We start from the raw sequence: 19,492 nt of genomic DNA, 5'->3' as shown, positions 1-19,492 counted from the left end.
TGGCTTGTGGGTGTATTGCAATCACCTGTGGGAGCGAGCTTGCTCGCGATAGCGATCTAACAGTCACTCAGGTTTCTGATAGCTATCGATCACTTCCTGCGCCGCCCGAAACGCATCGATCGCAGCCGGCACGCCCGCGTACACCGCGCAATGCAGCAATGCCTCGCGGATCTCTTCCACCGTGCAGCCATTATTCAGCGCGCCGCGCACATGGCCTTTGAGTTCCTGCGGGCACTTGAGGGCGGTGAGGGCGGCCAGGGTGATCAGGCTGCGGGTCTTCAGCGGCAAGCCTTCGCGGCTCCAGACGCTGCCCCAGGCATGTTCGTTGACGAAGTCCTGCAATGGCTGGGTGAACTCGGTGGCGTTGCCCAGGGCGCGGTCGACGAATGCGTCGCCCATGACTTGGCGACGCATGTCCAGGCCGGTCTTTGGAGTGTCGGTCATGGCAAATCCCTCTTGTGGTGTTGACGGCGCCAGGCGCGCAGGGAGGTGAACAGCAAGAACGCGAGCAGGGCCGGCAGCACATAAAACAGCATTAGCCGTTCCAGTTGGCCGGCCAGGGGCATGCCGGTGGTGAAGGACATCACGTGCAGCCCATAGGCCAGGTACAACCCCAGCAATAGCAAGCCCTCGGCGCGGGTGACACGATAACCGGAATAGAACACCGGCAGGCACAGCACCGCCACGCCGAGCATCACCGGCAGGTCGAAATCCAGGGCGTTCGGTGAGACCGACAGTGGCGTGGGGGCGGCGAGGGCGGTTATCCCCAATACCCCGAGCAGGTTGAACAGGTTGCTGCCGATGACGTTACCCACCGCAATGTCCCGTTGGCCGCGCAGGGCGGCGATCAACGAGGTGGCGAGTTCCGGCAGCGAGGTGCTGACGGCAACGATGGTCAGGCCGATGATGCGCTCCGAAAGCCCCAGGTCCATCGCCACTTTCACCGCCGCGCCCAGCAGCAGGTGCCCGGCGAAAATCAGCATTGCCAAGCCCAGCACGATCATCGCCAGGCTCTTGGGCCACGACCCCCGGGTCACCTCGATACCCACCGTGTGCGGCCGTCCCGAGTGCCGCGACTGGCGCAGCAACAGGCCCAGGTACACCGCCAGGCCCACCAGCAGCCATACACCGTCCAACCGGGTCAGCTCTTCATTCCAGGCCAGCACGAACACCAGCAGGCTGGCACCGATCATCAACGGAATGTCCAGGCGCACCAGTTGGCGCGAGACGCGCAACGGAATGATCAGCGCCGACAGCCCAAGGGTGACGAGGATGTTGAAGATGCTGCTGCCGATCACGCTGCCCACGGCGATATCGGCGTTTTGCGCCAGGGTCGCCTGCAGGCTGACGGCCATTTGTGGGGCGCTGCTGCCGAACGCGACGACGCTCAGGCCGATGATCAGTGGTCGTACCTGCAAGCGTGCCGCCAGGCCCACGGCGGCGCGCACCAGCAGTTCGGCGCCGCCGATCAGCAACAGCAGGGCGCCGAACAATTCGATCAGGCTGAGCAACGGTAGGGCGGTGAGTAGGGAAATGGCCGGGCTCCGTCTATCAATCGTCGAGGGCTTGCACGCGCACCCGTGCGGTGCCGCTGCGCAACATGCCCAGTTGCTCGGCGGCTTCGCGGGACACGTCGATCAAGCGGCCTCGGGAGTATGGGCCACGGTCGTTGATGCGCACCACCACGCTGTCATTGTTGCTCAGGTTGGTGACTTTCACCCGGGTGCCGAACGGCAACTGGCGATGGGCGGCGGTCAGGCTGTGCTGGTCGAAACGCTCGCCGCTGGCGGTGCGCTTGCCGTGGTGCCTGGCACCGTAATAAGAGGCGACGCCGGTCTGGTCGTAGCCGTGTGGATCGACCGTCCCGCTCTGGCTGGCGCAACCGGCCAGCAGGGACAGCAGGGCGCAGGCGCCGAGGAGACGCTTCATGAAGGGTTTTCCAACTACAGATAGGGGAGCTGGCCAGTGGGAGTAATGCCTGTGGGAGCAAAGCTTGCTCGCGATGAACGATAACGCGGTCCACTGATGGATCGAGGTGTCTTCATCGCGAGCAAGCTTTGCTCCCACAGGCTCGCTCCCACAGGGGGTTGAGCCAGATTCAAAGACTGGCTCCATGGCAATCAGCCCTCGAGCTTGCTTTTGAGCAGTTCGTTGACCTGTTGCGGGTTGGCCTTGCCCTTGGAGGCTTTCATGGCCTGGCCGACGAAGAAGCCGAACATCTTGCCGCGCTTGGCTTCGTCTGCCGCACGGTACTGTTCGACTTGCTCGGCGTTGGCCGCGAGCATTTCATCGAGCACGGCGGAAATGGCGCCGGTGTCGGTGACCTGCTTCAAGCCGCGCTTCTCGATGATCTCGTCGGCGCTGCCTTCACCATTGGCCATGGCTTCGAACACCATCTTGGCGATCTTGCCGGAAATGGTGTTGTCCTTGATCCGCACCAGCATGCCGCCCAGTTGTTCGGCCGAGACCGGCGACTGGTCGATTTCCAGGCCCTGTTTGTTCAACAGGCTGCCCAGCTCGACCATCACCCAGTTGGCCGCCAGCTTGGCGTCGCCGCCGATGCTCACGACTTTCTCGAAGTAATCGGCCTGCTCGCGGCTGGTGGCCAGGACGTTGGCGTCATAGCTCGACAGCCCGAATTGCGCCTGGAAACGCTCGCGTTTTTGTGGCGGCAGTTCCGGCAGGGTGGCGCGCACCTCGTCGAGGAACGAGTTCTCGATGACCACCGGCAGCAGGTCTGGATCGGGGAAGTAACGGTAGTCGTTGGCTTCTTCCTTGCTGCGCATCGGACGAGTCTCGTCCTTGTTCGGGTCGTACAGGCGGGTCTGCTGGATGACCTTGCCGCCGTCCTCGATCAGTTCGATCTGGCGCTGGATCTCGCTGTTGATCGCCTTCTCGATGAAGCGAAACGAGTTGACGTTCTTGATCTCGCAGCGGGTGCCGAATTCGACCTGGCCCTTGGGCCGGATCGACACGTTGCAGTCGCAGCGCAGCGAGCCTTCGGCCATGTTGCCGTCGCAGATGCCCAGGTAGCGCACCAGCGCATGGACCGCCTTGACGTAGGCCACGGCTTCCTTGGCGCTGCGCATGTCCGGCTCGGAAACGATTTCCAGCAGCGGCGTGCCGGCGCGGTTCAGGTCGATACCGGTGGCGCCGTTGAATTCTTCGTGCAGGCTCTTGCCGGCGTCTTCTTCCAGGTGCGCCCGGGTAATACCGACGCGCTTGACCGTGCCGTCTTCCAAGGCGATGTCCAGGTGGCCCTTGCCAACGATCGGCAATTCCATCTGGCTGATCTGGTAGCCCTTGGGCAGGTCCGGGTAGAAGTAGTTCTTGCGGGCGAACACGTTGTGCTGGCCGATCTCGGCGTCAATCGCCAGGCCGAACATCACCGCCATGCGCACCGCTTCGGCGTTGAGCACCGGCAGCACGCCGGGCATGCCCAGGTCCACCAGGCTGGCCTGGGTGTTGGGCTCGGAACCGAATGTGGTGGAGCTACCGGAAAAGATTTTCGACCGGGTGGTGAGCTGGGTATGAATCTCCAGCCCGATCACGACTTCCCATTGCATGTGTTTCTCCTCAGAAGCCGGTTGGGGTGCGGGTGTGCCAGTCAGTGTGTAACTGATACTGGTGGGCAACGTTCAACAGGCGGCCTTCCTGGAAATACGGCGCGAGCAACTGCACGCCCACCGGCAGGCCATCGACGAAACCAGCCGGCATGGACAGGCCCGGCAAGCCGGCGAGGTTGGCGGTGATGGTGTAGACGTCTTCCAGGTACTCGGCGACCGGGTCACTGTTCTTGGCACCGAGTTTCCAGGCCGGGTTCGGCGTGGTCGGGCCGAGGATGATGTCGACCTCGTTGAAGGCGGCCATGAAGTCGTTCTTCACCAGGCGACGGATTTTCTGCGCCTTGAGGTAGTAGGCGTCGTAGTAGCCGGCGGACAACGCGTAGGCGCCGACCATGATCCGGCGCTGCACTTCGGCGCCGAAGCCTTCGCCACGGGAGCGCTTGTACAGGTCGATCAGGTTTTCCGGGTTCTCGCAGCGATAGCCGAAGCGCACGCCGTCGAAACGCGACAGGTTCGAGGACGCTTCCGCCGGGGCGATCACGTAGTACGCGGGAATCGCGTGCTGCATGTTCGGCAGGCTGATTTCCTTGATGACCGCGCCGAGCTTCTCCAGCTCCTTGACGCTGTTGTGGACCAGTTCGGCGATGCGTGGGTCGAGGCCGGCGCTGAAGTACTCCTTCGGCACGCCGATGCGCAGGCCCTGCAGCGAGCCGTTGAGGCTGGCGCTGTAGTCCGGCACTGGTTCATCGATGCTGGTGGAGTCGTTCGGGTCGAAGCCGGCCATGCCTTGCAGCAGGATCGCGCAATCTTCGGCGGTGCGGGCCAGCGGGCCACCCTGGTCGAGGCTGGAGGCGTAGGCGATCATGCCCCAGCGCGAGACGCGACCGTAGGTCGGCTTCAGGCCAGTGAGGTTGGTGAACGCCGCCGGTTGGCGAATCGAACCGCCGGTGTCGGTGGCGGTGGCGGCCGGCAACAGGCGCGCAGCCACGGCGGCAGCGGAACCACCGGACGAGCCGCCCGGTACGTGTTCCAGGTGCCACGGGTTTTTCACCGCGCCGTAGTAGCTCGACTCGTTGGCCGAGCCCATGGCGAATTCGTCCATGTTGGTCTTGCCCAGGGTCACGGTGCCGGCGGCGGCCAGCTTGGCGACCACGGTGGCATCGTACGGGGCCTTGAAGTTGTCGAGCATCTTCGAGCCGCAGCTGGTGCGGATGCCCTGGGTGCAGAACAGGTCCTTGTGGGCAATCGGCGCACCGAGCAGGGCGCCGGTTTCACCATTGGCGCGCCGGGCGTCGGCGGCCTTGGCCTGGCTCAGGGCCAGCTCCTGGGTGAGGCTGATGAAGCTGTTGAGCTGCGGGTCGAGCTGGGCGATGCGCGCCAGCAGGACCTGGGTCAGCTCTTCGGAAGAAAACTTTTTATCGGCGAGTCCGCGGGCGATCTCGGCCAGGGTCATGTGATGCATGAGAGGCTCTTTCCCTTTAGTCGATGACTTTCGGAACCAGGTACAGGCCGTTTTCGACCGCTGGTGCGATGGACTGGTAGGCCTCGCGGTGATTGGACTCGGTCACGACGTCGGCGCGCAGGCGCTGGCTGGCTTCGAGTGGGTGTGCCAGTGGTTCGATACCGTCGGTATTGACCGCCTGCATCTCGTCGACCAGCCCCAGAATGCTGTTCAGGGCAGAAGTGATGTGTGGAAGATCGGCTTCATTGAGGCCCAGACAGGCCAGATGAGCGATTTTTTCCACGTCGGAGCGTTCAAGCGCCATGGGATTCTCCAGTGGAAAACAAAACGGACGTAACCTGTCCGTGTGTTAGATTGTCGGAACACTACCGCATTTCTACGGTCTTACGGCCGCGATTTCGGGGTTTGGTGCACAGAAAAGCGGCCAATTTAACATATTGGCGCCTTGCCCAAAATCCCTGTCGTTGTTAGAGTTTGCCGCACTTTTTTACCCACGCGTTGCCTAGGGTCCCTTTCCCATGTTCAAGAAACTGCGTGGCATGTTTTCCAGCGATCTTTCCATTGACCTGGGCACTGCCAACACCCTTATTTACGTGCGCGAGCGCGGTATCGTCCTGAATGAACCCTCGGTCGTGGCCATCCGCACCCACGGTAACCAGAAAAGTGTCGTGGCTGTCGGTACGGAAGCCAAGCGCATGCTGGGCCGTACACCGGGCAACATCGCGGCCATTCGCCCCATGAAGGACGGCGTGATCGCCGACTTCAGCGTCTGCGAAAAGATGCTGCAGTACTTCATCAACAAGGTTCACGAAAACAGCTTCCTGCAGCCCAGCCCTCGTGTGCTGATCTGCGTTCCATGCAAGTCCACCCAGGTAGAGCGACGCGCTATCCGTGAATCGGCCCTCGGCGCCGGTGCCCGCGAAGTGTTCCTGATCGAAGAGCCAATGGCTGCTGCCATCGGTGCCGGCCTGCCGGTGGAAGAAGCCCGCGGCTCGATGGTCGTCGACATCGGTGGTGGTACCACTGAAATCGCGCTGATCTCCCTCAACGGTGTGGTCTACGCCGAATCCGTACGTGTGGGCGGCGACCGTTTCGACGAAGCGATCATCACTTATGTGCGTCGCAACTACGGCAGCCTGATCGGCGAATCCACCGCCGAGCGCATCAAGCAGGAAATCGGCACGGCCTACCCGGGCGGTGAAGTACGTGAAGTCGACGTACGCGGTCGCAACCTGGCCGAAGGCGTTCCACGGGCCTTTACCCTCAACTCCAACGAAGTGCTCGAAGCGCTGCAAGAATCGTTGGCGACCATCGTCCAGGCCGTCAAGAGCGCCCTGGAGCAGTCGCCACCGGAGCTGGCGTCGGACATTGCCGAGCGCGGCCTGGTGCTGACCGGTGGTGGTGCGCTGCTGCGTGACCTCGACAAGCTGCTGGCCCAGGAAACCGGGCTGCCGGTGATCGTTGCCGAAGACCCGTTGACCTGCGTTGCCCGCGGCGGTGGCCGTGCATTGGAAATGATGGACAAGCACACCATGGACCTGCTCTCCAGCGAATAAGTTGGCTGGATCGTCTATGTTGTTCGCTCCCGGGCAGCACTTTGCAGTGCTGCCCGTTGGCGTTTATCTTCTGTCATTCGTATCCAGGCCGGTTTGATGCCGTATGAATAAAGAAAACATTTGCCTGGGAGGAGCGGCCTATTAAACCGCTTTTCGCCAAAGGCCCCTCATTGGGTGTGCGCCTGCTGGTGCTGACCGTGCTCTCGGTCGCGCTGATGGTGGTCGATGCCCGCTTCACGCTGCTCAAACCTGTGCGCAGCCAGATGTCGCTGGTGTTGATGGAGTCCTACTGGATCACCGACCTGCCGCAGCGCTTGTGGCAAGGTGTGGCCAGCCAGTTTGGCAGCCGGACCGAACTGGTCGCTGAAAACGAAAAACTCAAGACCGAAAACCTGCTGTTGCAGGGGCGCATGCAGAAGCTGGCGGCCCTCACCGAGCAGAACGTTCGGCTGCGCGAGCTGCTCAATTCTTCGGCGCTGGTCAACGAGAAGGTCGAAGTGGCCGAGTTGATCGGCATGGACCCCAACCCCTTCACCCACCGCATCATCATCAACAAGGGTGAGCGCGACGGCGTGGTTCTCGGCCAGCCGGTACTCGACGCCCGGGGCCTGATGGGCCAGGTGGTGGAGTTGATGCCCTACACCTCCCGAGTGCTGCTGCTGACCGATACCACCCACAGCATTCCCGTGCAGGTCAATCGCAACGGCTTGCGCGCGATTGCCAGCGGCACCGGCAACCCGGAACGCCTGGAACTGCGGCATGTGGCCGATACCGCCGATATCAAGGAAGGCGACCTGCTGGTCAGCTCCGGCCTTGGCCAGCGCTTCCCGGCCGGTTATCCGGTGGCAACGGTCAAGGAAGTCATCCATGACTCCGGCCAGCCGTTTGCCATCGTTCGCGCAGTGCCGACGGCTGCATTGAATCGCAGCCGCTACCTGCTGCTGGTATTCAGCGACAACCGTACGCCCGAAGAGCGTGCCAATGACGCTGCCGTGGCCCAGGAAGCCCAGGACCGCCAGGGCGGCGAGTCGGCTGCCCCATCGACAGCGACGCCGGCGCCTGTCCCTGCCACGGTGCCAAAACCACCAGTGCCTGCACCCGCGACGGCGGCTCCGGCCACCACGCCGGCGGCAACCCCGGCCACCACGCCCGCCGCGCCTGCTGTGAAACCGACCCGCTCGGCCACCCACGCACCCGCCGCGCAGCCTGCTCAACCAGCCCGGCCCGCCGCCAAACCGCCAGCCTCCACGCCGGCCACCGCGCCAGCCCCCAGGGGAGCACGAGAAGAATGAGCAGTACCCAATCCGGTAACGGCTGGATGGTCTGGCTGACCTTCGCCATCGGCCTGTTGCTCAGCGTTTCGCCGCTGCCGCAGTTCATGGAAATCCTGCGCCCACTGTGGCTGGCCCTGTTGCTGGCCTTCTGGGCGCTGGCCTTGCCGCACAAGGTCGGCATGGTCACCGCCTGGTGCCTGGGTCTGGCCGAGGACGTACTTTATGGCACGTTGCTGGGGCAGAACGCGCTGATCCTGACGCTGATCACCTTCCTGGTGCTGTCGCTGCAACAACGCCTGCGGATGTTCCCCATGTGGCAGCAGTGCCTGGTGATCCTGGTGATCTTTGGCCTGGCGCAACTGGTGCAGTTGTGGCTCAGCGCGCTGACTGGCAACCGCCAGCCGACCCTGGCGCTGGTCTTGCCAGCCCTGGTCAGCGCCTTGCTCTGGCCCTGGGTCAGCTTCGGTTTGCGTGGCCTGCGCCTGCGTTTCAAAATCAACTGATTCGCTCAGGATATCTACACTTTTTTTTGGTGACTCATATCCTTGTGGCCAGAGATTGAATCCCGCTGGGCTCTGTAGGAGCTGGCGAAGCCTGCGATCTTTTGATCTTGATCTTGATCTTGATCTTGATCTTGATCTTGATCTTTCGCTTGCGACTCAATTGTCTGGGACAAGATCGCAGCCTCGCTTCGCTCGTCAGCTCCTACACAGCTCCTACGGCGCAGCCCAGCGGGAGCAATCTTTGGCCACAAAAGCCGGTCGCGTTAGGGAGATGTCTTGATGAAACCGCTCTACCTCGCCTCAGGCTCGCCGCGTCGGCGTGAACTGCTCACGCAGATCGGCGTGCCCTTTACCGCCATCGGCGCGGACATCGACGAAACTCCCCTGGACCACGAAACCCCTTCGGCCTATGTCGAGCGCCTGGCGCGTGGCAAGGCCGAGGCGGGTCGGCGAGCCCTGGACGCCGGCATGGATGGCTGCGTGCTGGGCGCCGATACGGCTGTGGTACTGGACGGGCGAATTCTCGGCAAACCCGTGGACCAGGCCGATTCCATGACGACGCTCTTGAGCCTGTCCGGTCGCGAACATGAAGTATTGACCGCCATTGCCATACTGGATGGGCAGCGTTGCGAATCCCGCGTTGTGCGCACCCTGGTACGCTTTCGGTCGATCACGGAACAGGAAGCGGCGGCCTACTGGGCCAGCGGTGAACCCCGGGACAAGGCCGGCGGCTATGGTATTCAAGGGCTGGGCGCGGTGTTTGTCGCCGGGCTTGAAGGCAGTTATTCAGCCGTGGTCGGCCTGCCGCTGTGCGAAACCGCAGAACTACTGGGCCATTTCGGCATACCCTGTTGGCAAACCTTGAGCGCGCGCTGAGCGCCGTCTGACTTGATGCGGCCATAATCGTGAACATGCCTGAACGAGACCCTGCCATGAGTGAAGAGATCCTGATCAACATCACGCCGATGGAATCGCGCGTGGCGGTGGTTGAAAACGGTGTTCTGCAAGAGGTCCACGTCGAGCGCACGCAAAAGCGTGGCATCGTCGGCAATATCTATAAAGGCAAGGTGGTGCGGGTGCTGCCGGGCATGCAGGCAGCCTTCGTCGACATCGGCCTGGACCGCGCGGCATTCATTCATGCGTCGGAAATTTCCATGCGCGAAGGGCCGGCCGTGGAGAGCATCAGCGCGCTGGTGCATGAAGGCCAGAGCCTGGTGGTGCAGGTCACCAAGGACCCCATCGGCTCCAAGGGCGCGCGCCTGACCACGCAACTGTCGATTCCGTCGCGCTACCTGGTGTACATGCCGCGTACCGCCCATGTCGGTATTTCCCTGAAGATCGAAGACGAAGCCGAGCGCGAGCGCCTCAAGCAGGTGGTCAGCGACTGCGTGGAAAAAGAAGGCATCAAGGAAGCCGGTGGGTTCATCCTGCGCACCGCCGCCGAAGGGGCCGGGGCCGATGAGATCCTCATGGACATCCGCTACCTGCGCAGGCTTTGGGACCAGATCGCCGCGCAGATCAAGACCATCGCCACCCCCAGCGTGATCTACGAAGACCTGGGCCTGGCGCTGCGGACCTTGCGCGACCTGGTCAGCCCCAAGATCGAGAAAATCCGTATCGACTCCCGGGAAACCTTCCAGAAAACCACGCAGTTCGTCGCCGAACTGATGCCGGAAATCGCCGACCGCCTCGAGCATTATCCTGGCGAACGGCCGATTTTCGACCTGTACGGCGTCGAAGACGAAATCCAGAAAGCCCTTGAACGCAAGGTGCCGCTCAAGTCCGGCGGCTACCTGGTGGTGGACCCGGCCGAGGCCATGAGCACCATCGACGTCAACACCGGGGCGTTCGTCGGCCATCGCAACCTGGAAGAAACCATCTTCAAGACCAACCTGGAAGCCGCCACCGCCATTGCCCGGCAACTGCGCCTGCGCAACCTGGGGGGGATCATCATCATCGACTTCATCGACATGGAAGATGAAGAGCACCAGCGCCAGGTGCTGCGGACCCTGGAAAAACAACTCGAACGCGACCACGCCAAGACCAACATCATCGGTATCACCGAGCTGGGCCTGGTGCAGATGACCCGCAAGCGTACTCGCGAAAGCCTCGAACAGGTGCTGTGCGAGCCGTGCAGTAGTTGCCAGGGCCGCGGCAAGCTCAAGACCCCGGAAACCGTGTGTTACGAAATCTTCCGGGAAATTCTCCGGGAGGCGCGCGCCTACCAGGCGACTGGCTATAGAGTGTTGGCGAACCAGAAAGTGGTGGATCGCCTGCTCGACGAGGAGTCAGGCAATGTCGCGGAGTTGGAAGCGTTTATCGGACGCACGATTCGCTTCCAGGTGGAAACCATGTATTCCCAGGAACAATACGACGTGGTGTTGCTCTGAAGAGCTTGGGAAGCGGCGGGCCCGCGGATTTGATCGTCTTTGCCAGGGGAGCCCACTGACATGGAGCGTCTGACACGCATTTTGGCGGCGCTGACTCGCTGGGGGCTGGGGCTGTGCGCCCTGTTGCTGGTGTTGCTGGCGTTGTACGTCAGCCTCGGTCGCGAGCTGGTCCCGCTGGTGGCCGAATACCGCGCCGAGGTCGAGACCCAGGCCAGCGCTGCCTTGGGCATGCCTGTGCACATCGGCAGCCTCGACGGTAGCTGGAGCGCCCTGGCGCCAATCCTGGCGGCGCGCGACGTGGTGGTCGGCGAAGGCCCCAATGCCTTGCACCTGGATCAGGTGCGAGCCGTGCCTGACCTGTGGGACAGCCTGCTGGCACGTCAGGTGCGCATTGCCCACCTGGAAGTCAGCGGCCTGAAGATCAGCCTCAAGGAGGGCGCCGACGGCAAGTGGGCCCTGGAAGGCCTGCCGGTGAAGGACGACCAGCCCCTCGATCCGCAGCAATTGCTCGAACGCATGCAGGTGGTTTCCAAGTTCTCGCTGCTCGATAGCCAGGTGACTTTGCAACCTGTCGAACAACCACCGCTGACCCTCACCTACGTCGGCTTGAGCCTGCGCACCGGCGCCACCCGCCAACGGCTGGACGTGCGCTTGACCCTGCCTGACGGCCAGCCTCTGGCGATCAACCTGCGCACCCGTATCCGCGCCAGTGACTGGAAGAATGGCCAGGCCGATGCGTACCTGAGCCTGCCGCAAAGCGATTGGTCCAAATGGCTGCCCAAACGCCTGACCCAACAATGGAATTTTTCCCGGATCAAGGCCGGTGGCGAGTTCTGGTTGAGTTGGGGCGGCGGTACGGTGCAAAGCGCGGCCATGCGCTTGAACGCTCCTGACATCCTGGGTGCCTACGCCGAGCGCAAGCCGGTGCAGATCCATAACCTGGCGCTCAATGGGTATTTCCAGCGTGGCGATCAGGGCTTTACCGCGACCTTCGATTCCCTGGCGATGAACCTGGGCGAAACCCGCTGGGAATCGCGCCTGCAACTGCAACAGAGTGCTGCCACCGAAAAGGCCGAGGAGCGCTGGCACCTGCAGGCCGACCGCCTCGACTTGACCCCGCTTACGCCTTTGCTCAATGCCCTGGCGCCGTTGCCTGAAGGCCTGGCGACGACCATCGACCATCTCAAGGTGACCGGTGCCCTGCGCAACGTGCTGCTGGACTACCGGCCGCAGAACGCCGGTGACCAGAAAATCAGCTTCGCCACCAACCTGGACACCGTGGGCTTTGATGCCTATCGCGGCGCCCCGGCTGCGCGCAATGTATCGGGAAGCCTGAGCGGCGACCTCGGTGGCGGCGAGTTGCGCATGGACAGCAAGGATTTTTCCCTGCACCTGGACCCGATTTTCGCCAAGCCCTGGCAGTATCTGCAGGCCAACGCCCGGCTGACCTGGAAGCTCGACAAGCAAGGCTTCACCCTGATCGCACCGTATTTGAAGGTGCTGGGCGAGGAGGGCCGGATTGCCGGCGATTTCCTGATCCGCCTGCATTTCGACCATAGCCAGGAAGACTACATGGACCTGCGGGTCGGCTTGGTGGACGGTGACGGACGCTACACCGCCAAGTACCTGCCGGCGGTCCTCAGCCCGGCGCTGGATGAGTGGTTGCGCACGGCCATCGTCAAGGGCGCGGTGGACGAGGGCTTCTTCCAGTATCAAGGCTCGCTCAATCACGGTGCCGAAGACGCGGCACGCAGTATCAGCCTGTTTTTCAAGGTGCATGACGCCGAACTGGCGTTCCAGCCGGGCTGGCCTTCGGTCAGCAAGGTCAGCGGCGATGTCTTCGTCGAAGACAGCGGCGTGCGCATCTTCGCCAGCCAAGGACAATTGCTCGATACCCAGGTCAAGGATGTTTCGGTGAACATTCCCCATGTACCCAGCGGGCAGAGTGTTCATCTGTTTCTGGACGGCGGGTTCGCCGGCGGACTGGGCGACGGTCTGAAAATCCTCCAGACCGCGCCGATCGGGACCGCCGAGACATTCGCCGGCTGGGAAGGCGAGGGCGACCTGCAAGGCAGCGTCAAGCTCGACATCCCGCTGGTCAAAGGCGAGCAACCGAAGATCCTGGTGGACTTCGTCACCGACAAGGCCCGTCTCAAGCTCAGCGAGCCGGCACTGGAACTGACCCAACTCAAGGGCGATTTCCGCTTCGACAGCAACAAGGGCTTGAGCGGCAAGGGCATCAGTGCCCGGGCATTCGACCGGCCCGTGACCGCACAGATTTTCGCTGAAGGCCGCGCCGGGGCGCTCAACACACGAGTCGCGGCGTCCGGGCAGGTGGAGATCAAGAAACTCACCAGTTGGTTGAATGTCACCCAGCCGTTGCCGGTATCCGGTGTCGTGCCTTACCAGTTGCAAGTGATCCTCGACGGTGCCGACAGCCAGTTGTCGGTCAGCTCCAACCTCAAGGGCGTGGCGGTGGACCTGCCGGCACCCTTCGGCATGGCCGCCGATGTCGGGCGCGACACGGTGTTTCGCATGACCCTGCAAGGGCCGGAGCGGCGTTATTGGGTCGATTATGGCGACCTGGCCAATTTCACTTATGCCGCGCCGAGCGGGAAAGTCGCCGATGGTCGTGGCGAATTGTTGCTGGGGGCCGGCGATGCCGTTCTGCCCGGGGCCAAGGGACTGCGACTGCGCGGCACACTGTCGGAGCTGGACGTGAGTCCCTGGCAGGATTTGGTCAACAAGTACGCGGGCCAGGATCCGGGCGGCAGTGCCAAGCAACTGCTCAGCAGCGTCGATCTGACTGTCGGCAAGCTCACCGCCATGGGCACGACCCTGGACCAGGCATCGGTGCAACTGGACCGCAAGCCGGACGCCTGGGCCTTGCGGCTCGACAGCCAGCAGGCCAAGGGCAATGTCAGCCTGCCGGACGCAAAGGCCATCCCGATTGGGATCAAGCTTGATTATGTGCGCCTGCCGGGCACAGACCCGACGGTCCAGGCGGATGAAAACTCACCGGACCCATTGGCGTCGGTCGATCCCGGCAAAATCCCGGCCATGGATATTGCCATCGACCAATTGTTCCAGGGCCCTGATCTCATCGGTGCGTGGTCGTTGAAAGTGCGCCCGACCGCCAAGGGCATCGCGCTGAACGAGTTGGACATGGGCCTCAAGGGCATGGTGTTGAACGGCAGTGGTGGTTGGGAAGGGGCGCCCGGTTCCACCAGCAGTTGGTACAAGGGCCGTATCGGCGGCAAGAACCTGGGCGACGTGCTCAAGGGCTGGGGGTATGCCCCAAGCGTGACCAGCCAGACGTTCCGCCTGGATGTCGATGGCCGCTGGCCCGGCTCGCCAGCGTGGGTCGCCACCAAGCGCTTTTCCGGCAGCCTCGACGCGTCGCTGAACAAGGGCCAGTTTGTCGAAGTCGAAGGCAGTGCCCAGGCGTTGCGGGTATTTGGCCTGCTGAACTTCAACTCCATCGGCCGCCGCTTGCGCCTGGACTTCTCCGACCTGTTCGGCAAGGGGCTGAGCTACGACCGGGTCAAGGGACTGCTGGTGGCGAGCGACGGTGTGTACGTGACCCGCGAACCCATTACCTTGACCGGGCCGTCGAGCAATCTGGAGCTCAATGGCACGCTGGACATGGTGGCCGACCGGGTCGACGCCAAGCTGCTGGTGACGCTGCCGGTGACCAACAACCTGCCGATCGCCGCGCTGATTGTTGGCGCACCGGCGGTGGGTGGGGCGCTGTTTCTGATCGACAAACTGATCGGTGACCGCGTAGCGCGCTTTGCCAGCGTAAGATATGACGTCAAGGGGCCGTGGAAAGAGCCGAAGATCAGCTTCGACAAGCCGTTTTGACAGGTGATGCGATAACCCCTGTGGGAGCGAGCTTGCTCGCGATGAGGCCGGTACATCTAACATGTGTGTTGACTGATACACCGCCATCGCGAGCAAGCTCGCTCCCACAAAGGGCACTGCCAAACAACGGGGAACTGTCATGCCAGTCGCAGTGATTCAAATGGTCAGCCAAAGCGATGTGCTCGCCAACCTGGCCCGTGCCCGTGTGCTGCTGGAGCAGGCTGCCGCTGGCGGCGCCAGGCTGGCCGTGCTGCCGGAGAATTTCGCCGCGATGGGGCGGCGGGACATTGCCGATATCGGTCGTGCCGAAGCCTTTGGTCAGGGACCGATCCTGCCCTGGTTGAAACAGGTCGCCCGAGACCTCAAGTTATGGATTGTGGCCGGCACGTTGCCGTTGCCACCGGTGGACCAGCCCGAGGCCAGGTCCCATGCCTGTTCATTACTGGTCGACGATCAGGGCCAGATCGTGGCGCGCTACGACAAGTTGCACCTGTTCGATGTGGATGTGGCGGACAATCGCGGGCGCTATCGCGAGTCGGATGACTATGCTTATGGCGCTAACGTGGTGGTTGCCGATACCCCCGTGGGCCGGGTGGGCCTGACGGTCTGTTATGACTTGCGGTTTCCGGAGCTCTTCAGCGAGTTGCGGGCTGCCGGGGCCGAACTGATCACCGCGCCGTCGGCGTTTACCGCGGTGACCGGCGCGGCCCATTGGGAGGTGCTGATTCGCGCCCGGGCCATCGAGACCCAGTGCTACATGCTGGCGGCCGCCCAGGGCGGCGTGCATCCGGGGCCGCGGGAAACCTTTGGCCATGCTGCGATTGTCGACCCCTGGGGCCGTGTGCTGGCACAACAGGATCAAGGTGAGGCCGTGCTGCTGGCCGAGCGCGACAGCAACGAACAGGCGTCCATCCGGACGCGCATGCCGGTGGCGAGCCATCGGCGCTTTTTCTCGCAGGGCGCTCGACAGCGGCCTGTCCAAGACGACGAATTCAAGGCGTAAATCATATGAGCGGGTTGTTGTCCTCAGTCAGTGAACACCTTCTAGCCCCCGGCGGCGTAACCATCGAAAGCCTGCAAGGCGTGCTGGGCGACCTGGCCGGCCCGGGCATCGATGCGGCCGACCTGTATTTCCAGGGGCAGATCTCCGAGTCCTGGTCGCTGGAAGACGGCATCGTCAAGGAAGGCAGTTTCAACCTCGACCAGGGCGTGGGCGTGCGCGCCCAGTCCGGGGAAAAGACCGGTTTTGCCTACAGCAACGCCATCACCCTCGAAGCCCTCGGCGCTGCTGCCCGTGCGGCCCGCTCGATCTCCCGCGCCGGGCAGAACGGCACGGTCCAGGCGTTCAGCAGTCAGGACGTGGCGCAGTTGTATGCGCCGGATAACCCCCTGGAAGTCATGAGCCGTGCCGAAAAAGTCGAGCTGCTCAAGCGCATCGACGTCGCCACCCGTGCCCTCGACCCGCGCATCCAGCAAGTGTCGGTCAGCATGGCCGGGGTCTGGGAGCGGATCCTGGTGGCTTCCACCGACGGCGGCCTGGCAGCGGACGTGCGGCCGCTGGTGCGGTTCAACGTCAGCGTGATCGTCGAGCAGAACGGTCGCCGTGAGCGCGGCGGCCATGGCGGCGGCGGGCGCACCGACTACCGTTATTTCCTCAGCGAAGACCGCGCCATGGGCTACGCCCGCGAAGCGCTGCGCCAGGCGCTGGTCAACTTGGAGGCCATTCCGGCCCCGGCAGGTACGTTGCCGGTGGTGCTGGGGTCCGGTTGGTCCGGCGTGCTGCTGCACGAAGCAGTCGGCCACGGCCTGGAAGGCGACTTCAACCGCAAGGGCAGCTCGGCCTACAGTGGGCGCATGGGGGAGATGGTCGCTTCGAAACTCTGCACCATTGTCGATGACGGCACCCTGGCCGGGCGTCGCGGCTCCCTGAGCGTCGACGATGAAGGCACCCCGACCGAATGCACCACGCTGATCGAGAACGGTGTGCTCAAGGGCTACATGCAGGACAAACTCAATGCCCGGCTGATGGGCGTGGCCCGCACTGGCAACGGTCGCCGTGAATCCTACGCGCACCTGCCCATGCCGCGCATGACCAACACCTACATGCTCGGTGGCCAGAGCGATCCGGCGGAAATCATCGCCTCGGTGAAAAAAGGCATCTATTGCGCCAACCTCGGCGGCGGCCAGGTGGACATCACCAGCGGCAAGTTCGTGTTCTCCACCAGCGAGGCCTACCTGATCGAAGACGGCAAGATCACCGCACCGGTCAAGGGCGCGACCCTGATCGGCAACGGGCCGGAGGCGATGAGCAAGGTGTCGATGGTCGGTAACGACCTGGCGCTGGACAGCGGTGTGGGCACGTGCGGCAAGGATGGGCAATCGGTGCCGGTGGGCGTCGGCCAGCCGACCTTGAAGATCGATGCGATTACCGTGGGTGGCACGGGCGCTTAAAGATGTACACGATTCGTGTAGGAGCTGTGTAGGAGCTGTCGAGTGCAACGAGGCTGCGATCTTTCCCCAGACACTTGAGTCTCAAGCGAAAGATCAAAAGATCAAAAGATCAAAAGATCAAAAGATCAAAAGATCAAAAGATCAAAAGATCAAAAGATCAAAAGATCAAAAGATCGCAGCCTGCGGCAGCTCCTACAGGGCCGGGTGAAACTCAGCGCAGGCCGCGTTGGGTTTCGTCCAGCTCACGGATGTACTTGAAGATTTTACGGCTCGAGGCCGGTGGCTTGTTCTGCGCCAGTTCGTGCTGGGCCTGACGGATCAGGGAGCGCAATTGCTGACGGTCAGCCTCCGGGTAGTCGATGACGAATTTTTCCAGGGTGCCATCGTCGCCTGCGATCAAGCGATCGCGCCAGCGCTCCAGGTTGTGGAAACGTTCGTTGTACTGCCGGGTGGAGGCATCGAGTTGATCGAGCAGGACCAGGATGGCGTCAGTGTCCTGATCGCGCATCAGTTTGCCGATGAATTGCAGGTGCCGTTTACGCGCGATATTCGCGGTGTGCTTGGGCGCATCGGCCAGGGCCCGGCGCAAGGCGTCGGTCAAAGGCAGTTTGGCCAGCAAGTCAGGCTTGAGTGTTGTCAGGCGCTCGCCGAGGTCAACCAGAGCATGCAGCTCGCGTTTGACCTGGGATTTGCTTTTTTCACCCTCGTAGAGGGAGTCGTCGTAAGAATCAACCATGGTGGCAGTCCGCAAAGAAACGCCGCCATGATAACCAGTCGGGGGCCGCTTGTCCGGCCCGGTCGCTCGAAGGCCATCACCGAAAGAAGAATTTGAGTGGAGAACACCATGAGTGCAGTTCAAAGCGTCGGCCCGCAAGCATTGCCGGCACTGCAGGAACAAGTCGAGCAGATCCTCGCCGAAGCCAAGCGCCAGGGCGCCAGTGCTTGTGAAGTGGCGGTGTCGCTGGAGCAGGGCCTGTCGACGTCGGTGCGCCAGCGCGAGGTGGAAACCGTCGAATTCAATCGCGACCAGGGCTTTGGCATCACCTTGTACGTGGGCCAGCGCAAGGGCTCGGCCAGCACTTCGGCGAGCGGCCCGGAGGCCATTCGCGAAACCGTCGCCGCGGCACTGGCGATTGCCAAGCACACCTCCGAAGACGAAGCCTCGGGCCTGGCCGATGCCGCGCTGATGTGCAAGGAACTGCGCGACTTCGACCTGTTTCACGCCTGGGACATCACCCCCGAGCAGGCCATCGAACAGGCACTGCGTTGCGAAGCGGCGGCATTCGAGGCCGACAGCCGGATCAAGAACGCCGACGGCACGACGCTCAATACCCACCAGGGCTGCCGGATCTATGGCAACAGCCACGGTTTCATCGGCGGTTATGCATCGACCCGCCACAGTCTCAGTTGTGTGATGATCGCTGAAGCCGACGGCCAGATGCAGCGCGATTACTGGTACGACGTGAGCCGCCAGGGCACCTTGCTGGCGGACCCGGTGAGCATTGGCCAGAAAGCCGCGCAACGGGCGGCCAGCCGCCTGGGCGCGCGGCCGGTGCCGACCTGTGAAGTGCCGGTGCTGTTTTCGGCCGAGCTGGCCGGTGGCTTGTTCGGCAGTTTCCTGTCGGCGGTGTCCGGCGGCAACCTGTACCGCAAGTCGTCGTTCCTCGAAGGCGCGCTGGGCCAGAAACTATTCCCGCAATGGATGACCATCGACGAGCGTCCGCACCTGATGCAGGCCATGGGCAGCTCGGCGTTCGACGGCGATGGCCTGGCCACCTACGCCAAGCCGTTCGTGGAAAACGGCGAGCTGGTGTCCTACATCCTCGGCACCTATTCGGGCCGCAAGCTCGGCATGCCGAGCACCGCCAATGCCGGTGGCGTGCATAACCTGTTCGTGACCCATGGCGAAGAAGACCAGGCGGCCTTGCTGCGGCGCATGGGTCGTGGCCTGCTGGTGACCGAACTGATGGGCCACGGCCTGAACATGGTAACCGGCGACTATTCCCGTGGCGCGGCGGGTTTCTGGGTCGAGAACGGCGAGATCCAGTTCCCGGTCCAGGAAGTCACCATCGCCGGGAACATGCGCGACATGTTCAAGCAGATCGTAGCGGTGGGCAACGATCTGGAACTGCGCAGCAACATCCGCACCGGTTCGGTGTTGATCGAGCGGATGACGGTGGCGGGTAGCTAACGCTCACCGCGTAAAAAAGGCGCGTCATCCACTGGGGTGACGCGCCTTTTTTGTGCCCGCAAATCCTCTGGCGAGGGCGCTTTTGTGGCGAGGGAGTCCCCGCCGCGTCGCCGACGCTGCGCTGTCGCGCAGCAAACAAGTGCTCGGCTTAAGATTGGGTGCGCGCGGGGAAAGAGGCCGTAGCTATCACTGGTGTGTCAGCACCCGCGAGGGAGAGTGGCCGGCACGCCGGCAC

Annotated in this window: 16 protein-coding genes; 9 read left to right on the top strand and 7 right to left on the bottom strand. The window is 62.9% G+C overall.

The window, feature by feature from the left end; all coding sequences use genetic code 11:
* Positions 1–63 precede the first annotated feature (63 nt).
* The 6 genes from AB4Z20_RS26900 to gatC all read right to left on the bottom strand — a co-directional run bounded on the left by AB4Z20_RS26900 (position 64) and on the right by gatC (position 5,332).
* Positions 64–444: a carboxymuconolactone decarboxylase family protein gene (locus tag AB4Z20_RS26900; RefSeq protein WP_003177973.1), complete on the bottom strand. Its 381-nt coding sequence runs from the start codon at positions 442–444 to the stop codon at positions 64–66.
* A complete protein-coding gene (locus AB4Z20_RS26895) occupies positions 441–1,502 on the bottom strand; it encodes a calcium/sodium antiporter (RefSeq protein WP_442091073.1) in 1,062 nt (353 codons plus the stop codon). The genes AB4Z20_RS26900 and AB4Z20_RS26895 overlap by 4 nt, the downstream gene beginning before the upstream one ends.
* 49 nt (positions 1,503–1,551) lie before the next feature.
* Positions 1,552–1,929 (bottom strand): septal ring lytic transglycosylase RlpA family protein, encoded by a 378-nt coding sequence (locus AB4Z20_RS26890; protein ID WP_214511243.1) that lies wholly within the window; start codon positions 1,927–1,929, stop codon positions 1,552–1,554.
* Positions 1,930–2,120: 191 nt separating this feature from the next.
* On the bottom strand, positions 2,121–3,566 hold the full coding sequence (gene gatB, locus AB4Z20_RS26885; protein ID WP_253471620.1) for an Asp-tRNA(Asn)/Glu-tRNA(Gln) amidotransferase subunit GatB: 1,446 nt from the start codon (positions 3,564–3,566) through the stop codon (positions 2,121–2,123).
* A 10-nt stretch (positions 3,567–3,576) separates the two neighbouring features.
* Entirely contained in the window at positions 3,577–5,028 is a 1,452-nt protein-coding gene (gene gatA, locus AB4Z20_RS26880; protein ID WP_442091063.1) for an Asp-tRNA(Asn)/Glu-tRNA(Gln) amidotransferase subunit GatA, read from the bottom strand.
* A gap of 16 nt (positions 5,029–5,044) precedes the next feature.
* Positions 5,045–5,332, bottom strand: a complete 288-nt coding sequence (gene gatC / locus AB4Z20_RS26875; RefSeq protein ID WP_003197816.1) for an Asp-tRNA(Asn)/Glu-tRNA(Gln) amidotransferase subunit GatC — start codon at positions 5,330–5,332, stop codon at positions 5,045–5,047.
* 214 nt (positions 5,333–5,546) lie between these two features.
* Between gatC and mreB the strand changes: the two genes are divergently transcribed.
* The 8 genes from mreB to tldD all read left to right on the top strand — a co-directional run bounded on the left by mreB (position 5,547) and on the right by tldD (position 17,066).
* On the top strand, positions 5,547–6,584 hold the full coding sequence (gene mreB, locus AB4Z20_RS26870; protein WP_002555108.1) for a rod shape-determining protein MreB: 1,038 nt from the start codon (positions 5,547–5,549) through the stop codon (positions 6,582–6,584).
* A gap of 140 nt (positions 6,585–6,724) precedes the next feature.
* Positions 6,725–7,876, top strand: a complete 1,152-nt coding sequence (gene mreC, locus AB4Z20_RS26865) for a rod shape-determining protein MreC (protein ID WP_258691207.1) — start codon at positions 6,725–6,727, stop codon at positions 7,874–7,876.
* Positions 7,873–8,361 carry a rod shape-determining protein MreD gene (gene mreD / locus AB4Z20_RS26860; protein ID WP_003197820.1) on the top strand — a complete coding sequence of 163 codons (489 nt, stop codon included), beginning with the start codon at positions 7,873–7,875 and terminating at the stop codon, positions 8,359–8,361. The genes mreC and mreD overlap by 4 nt, the downstream gene beginning before the upstream one ends.
* 279 nt (positions 8,362–8,640) lie before the next feature.
* Positions 8,641–9,237: a Maf family protein gene (locus AB4Z20_RS26855; RefSeq protein ID WP_214511245.1), complete on the top strand. Its 597-nt coding sequence runs from the start codon at positions 8,641–8,643 to the stop codon at positions 9,235–9,237.
* A gap of 56 nt (positions 9,238–9,293) precedes the next feature.
* Positions 9,294–10,751 carry a ribonuclease G gene (gene rng / locus AB4Z20_RS26850; protein ID WP_018613976.1) on the top strand — a complete coding sequence of 486 codons (1,458 nt, stop codon included), beginning with the start codon at positions 9,294–9,296 and terminating at the stop codon, positions 10,749–10,751.
* A gap of 60 nt (positions 10,752–10,811) precedes the next feature.
* The gene (locus AB4Z20_RS26845; RefSeq protein ID WP_442091060.1) at positions 10,812–14,615 is read left to right on the top strand and encodes a YhdP family protein; all 3,804 of its coding nucleotides are present in this window, start codon (positions 10,812–10,814) and stop codon (positions 14,613–14,615) included.
* A 139-nt stretch (positions 14,616–14,754) separates the two neighbouring features.
* The gene (locus AB4Z20_RS26840) at positions 14,755–15,618 is read left to right on the top strand and encodes a carbon-nitrogen hydrolase family protein (protein WP_253471630.1); all 864 of its coding nucleotides are present in this window, start codon (positions 14,755–14,757) and stop codon (positions 15,616–15,618) included.
* 5 nt (positions 15,619–15,623) lie between these two features.
* Entirely contained in the window at positions 15,624–17,066 is a 1,443-nt protein-coding gene (gene tldD / locus AB4Z20_RS26835) for a metalloprotease TldD (RefSeq protein ID WP_214511248.1), read from the top strand.
* A gap of 211 nt (positions 17,067–17,277) precedes the next feature.
* Here the strand turns inward: tldD and yjgA are convergent, their stop codons facing one another.
* Positions 17,278–17,802, bottom strand: a complete 525-nt coding sequence (yjgA, locus tag AB4Z20_RS26830) for a ribosome biogenesis factor YjgA (protein WP_014336624.1) — start codon at positions 17,800–17,802, stop codon at positions 17,278–17,280.
* A gap of 108 nt (positions 17,803–17,910) precedes the next feature.
* Between yjgA and pmbA the strand changes: the two genes are divergently transcribed.
* Positions 17,911–19,257 carry a metalloprotease PmbA gene (gene pmbA, locus AB4Z20_RS26825; RefSeq protein WP_253471632.1) on the top strand — a complete coding sequence of 449 codons (1,347 nt, stop codon included), beginning with the start codon at positions 17,911–17,913 and terminating at the stop codon, positions 19,255–19,257.
* Positions 19,258–19,492 lie beyond the last annotated feature (235 nt).

The sequence above is a fragment of the Pseudomonas sp. KB_12 genome, assembly GCF_052114545.1.
Lineage (GTDB): Bacteria > Pseudomonadota > Gammaproteobacteria > Pseudomonadales > Pseudomonadaceae > Aquipseudomonas > Aquipseudomonas brassicacearum.
This window is presented reverse-complemented; position numbering and strand designations above follow the sequence as displayed.

Excerpts from the sequence above, each read along its gene's own strand:
- mreD (WP_003197820.1), top strand. The coding sequence starts at position 7,873 with ATGAGCAGTACCCAATCCGGTAACGGCTGGATGGTCTGGCTGACCTTC.
- tldD (WP_214511248.1), top strand. The coding sequence starts at position 15,624 with ATGAGCGGGTTGTTGTCCTCAGTCAGTGAACACCTTCTAGCCCCCGGC.
- rng (WP_018613976.1), top strand. The coding sequence starts at position 9,294 with ATGAGTGAAGAGATCCTGATCAACATCACGCCGATGGAATCGCGCGTG.
- AB4Z20_RS26845 (WP_442091060.1), top strand. The coding sequence starts at position 10,812 with ATGGAGCGTCTGACACGCATTTTGGCGGCGCTGACTCGCTGGGGGCTG.
- AB4Z20_RS26890 (WP_214511243.1), bottom strand. The coding sequence starts at position 1,929 with ATGAAGCGTCTCCTCGGCGCCTGCGCCCTGCTGTCCCTGCTGGCCGGT.
- AB4Z20_RS26900 (WP_003177973.1), bottom strand. The coding sequence starts at position 444 with ATGACCGACACTCCAAAGACCGGCCTGGACATGCGTCGCCAAGTCATG.
- gatB (WP_253471620.1), bottom strand. The coding sequence starts at position 3,566 with ATGCAATGGGAAGTCGTGATCGGGCTGGAGATTCATACCCAGCTCACC.
- mreB (WP_002555108.1), top strand. The coding sequence starts at position 5,547 with ATGTTCAAGAAACTGCGTGGCATGTTTTCCAGCGATCTTTCCATTGAC.
- pmbA (WP_253471632.1), top strand. The coding sequence starts at position 17,911 with ATGAGTGCAGTTCAAAGCGTCGGCCCGCAAGCATTGCCGGCACTGCAG.
- AB4Z20_RS26840 (WP_253471630.1), top strand. The coding sequence starts at position 14,755 with ATGCCAGTCGCAGTGATTCAAATGGTCAGCCAAAGCGATGTGCTCGCC.
- yjgA (WP_014336624.1), bottom strand. The coding sequence starts at position 17,802 with ATGGTTGATTCTTACGACGACTCCCTCTACGAGGGTGAAAAAAGCAAA.
- gatA (WP_442091063.1), bottom strand. The coding sequence starts at position 5,028 with ATGCATCACATGACCCTGGCCGAGATCGCCCGCGGACTCGCCGATAAA.
- AB4Z20_RS26855 (WP_214511245.1), top strand. The coding sequence starts at position 8,641 with ATGAAACCGCTCTACCTCGCCTCAGGCTCGCCGCGTCGGCGTGAACTG.
- gatC (WP_003197816.1), bottom strand. The coding sequence starts at position 5,332 with ATGGCGCTTGAACGCTCCGACGTGGAAAAAATCGCTCATCTGGCCTGT.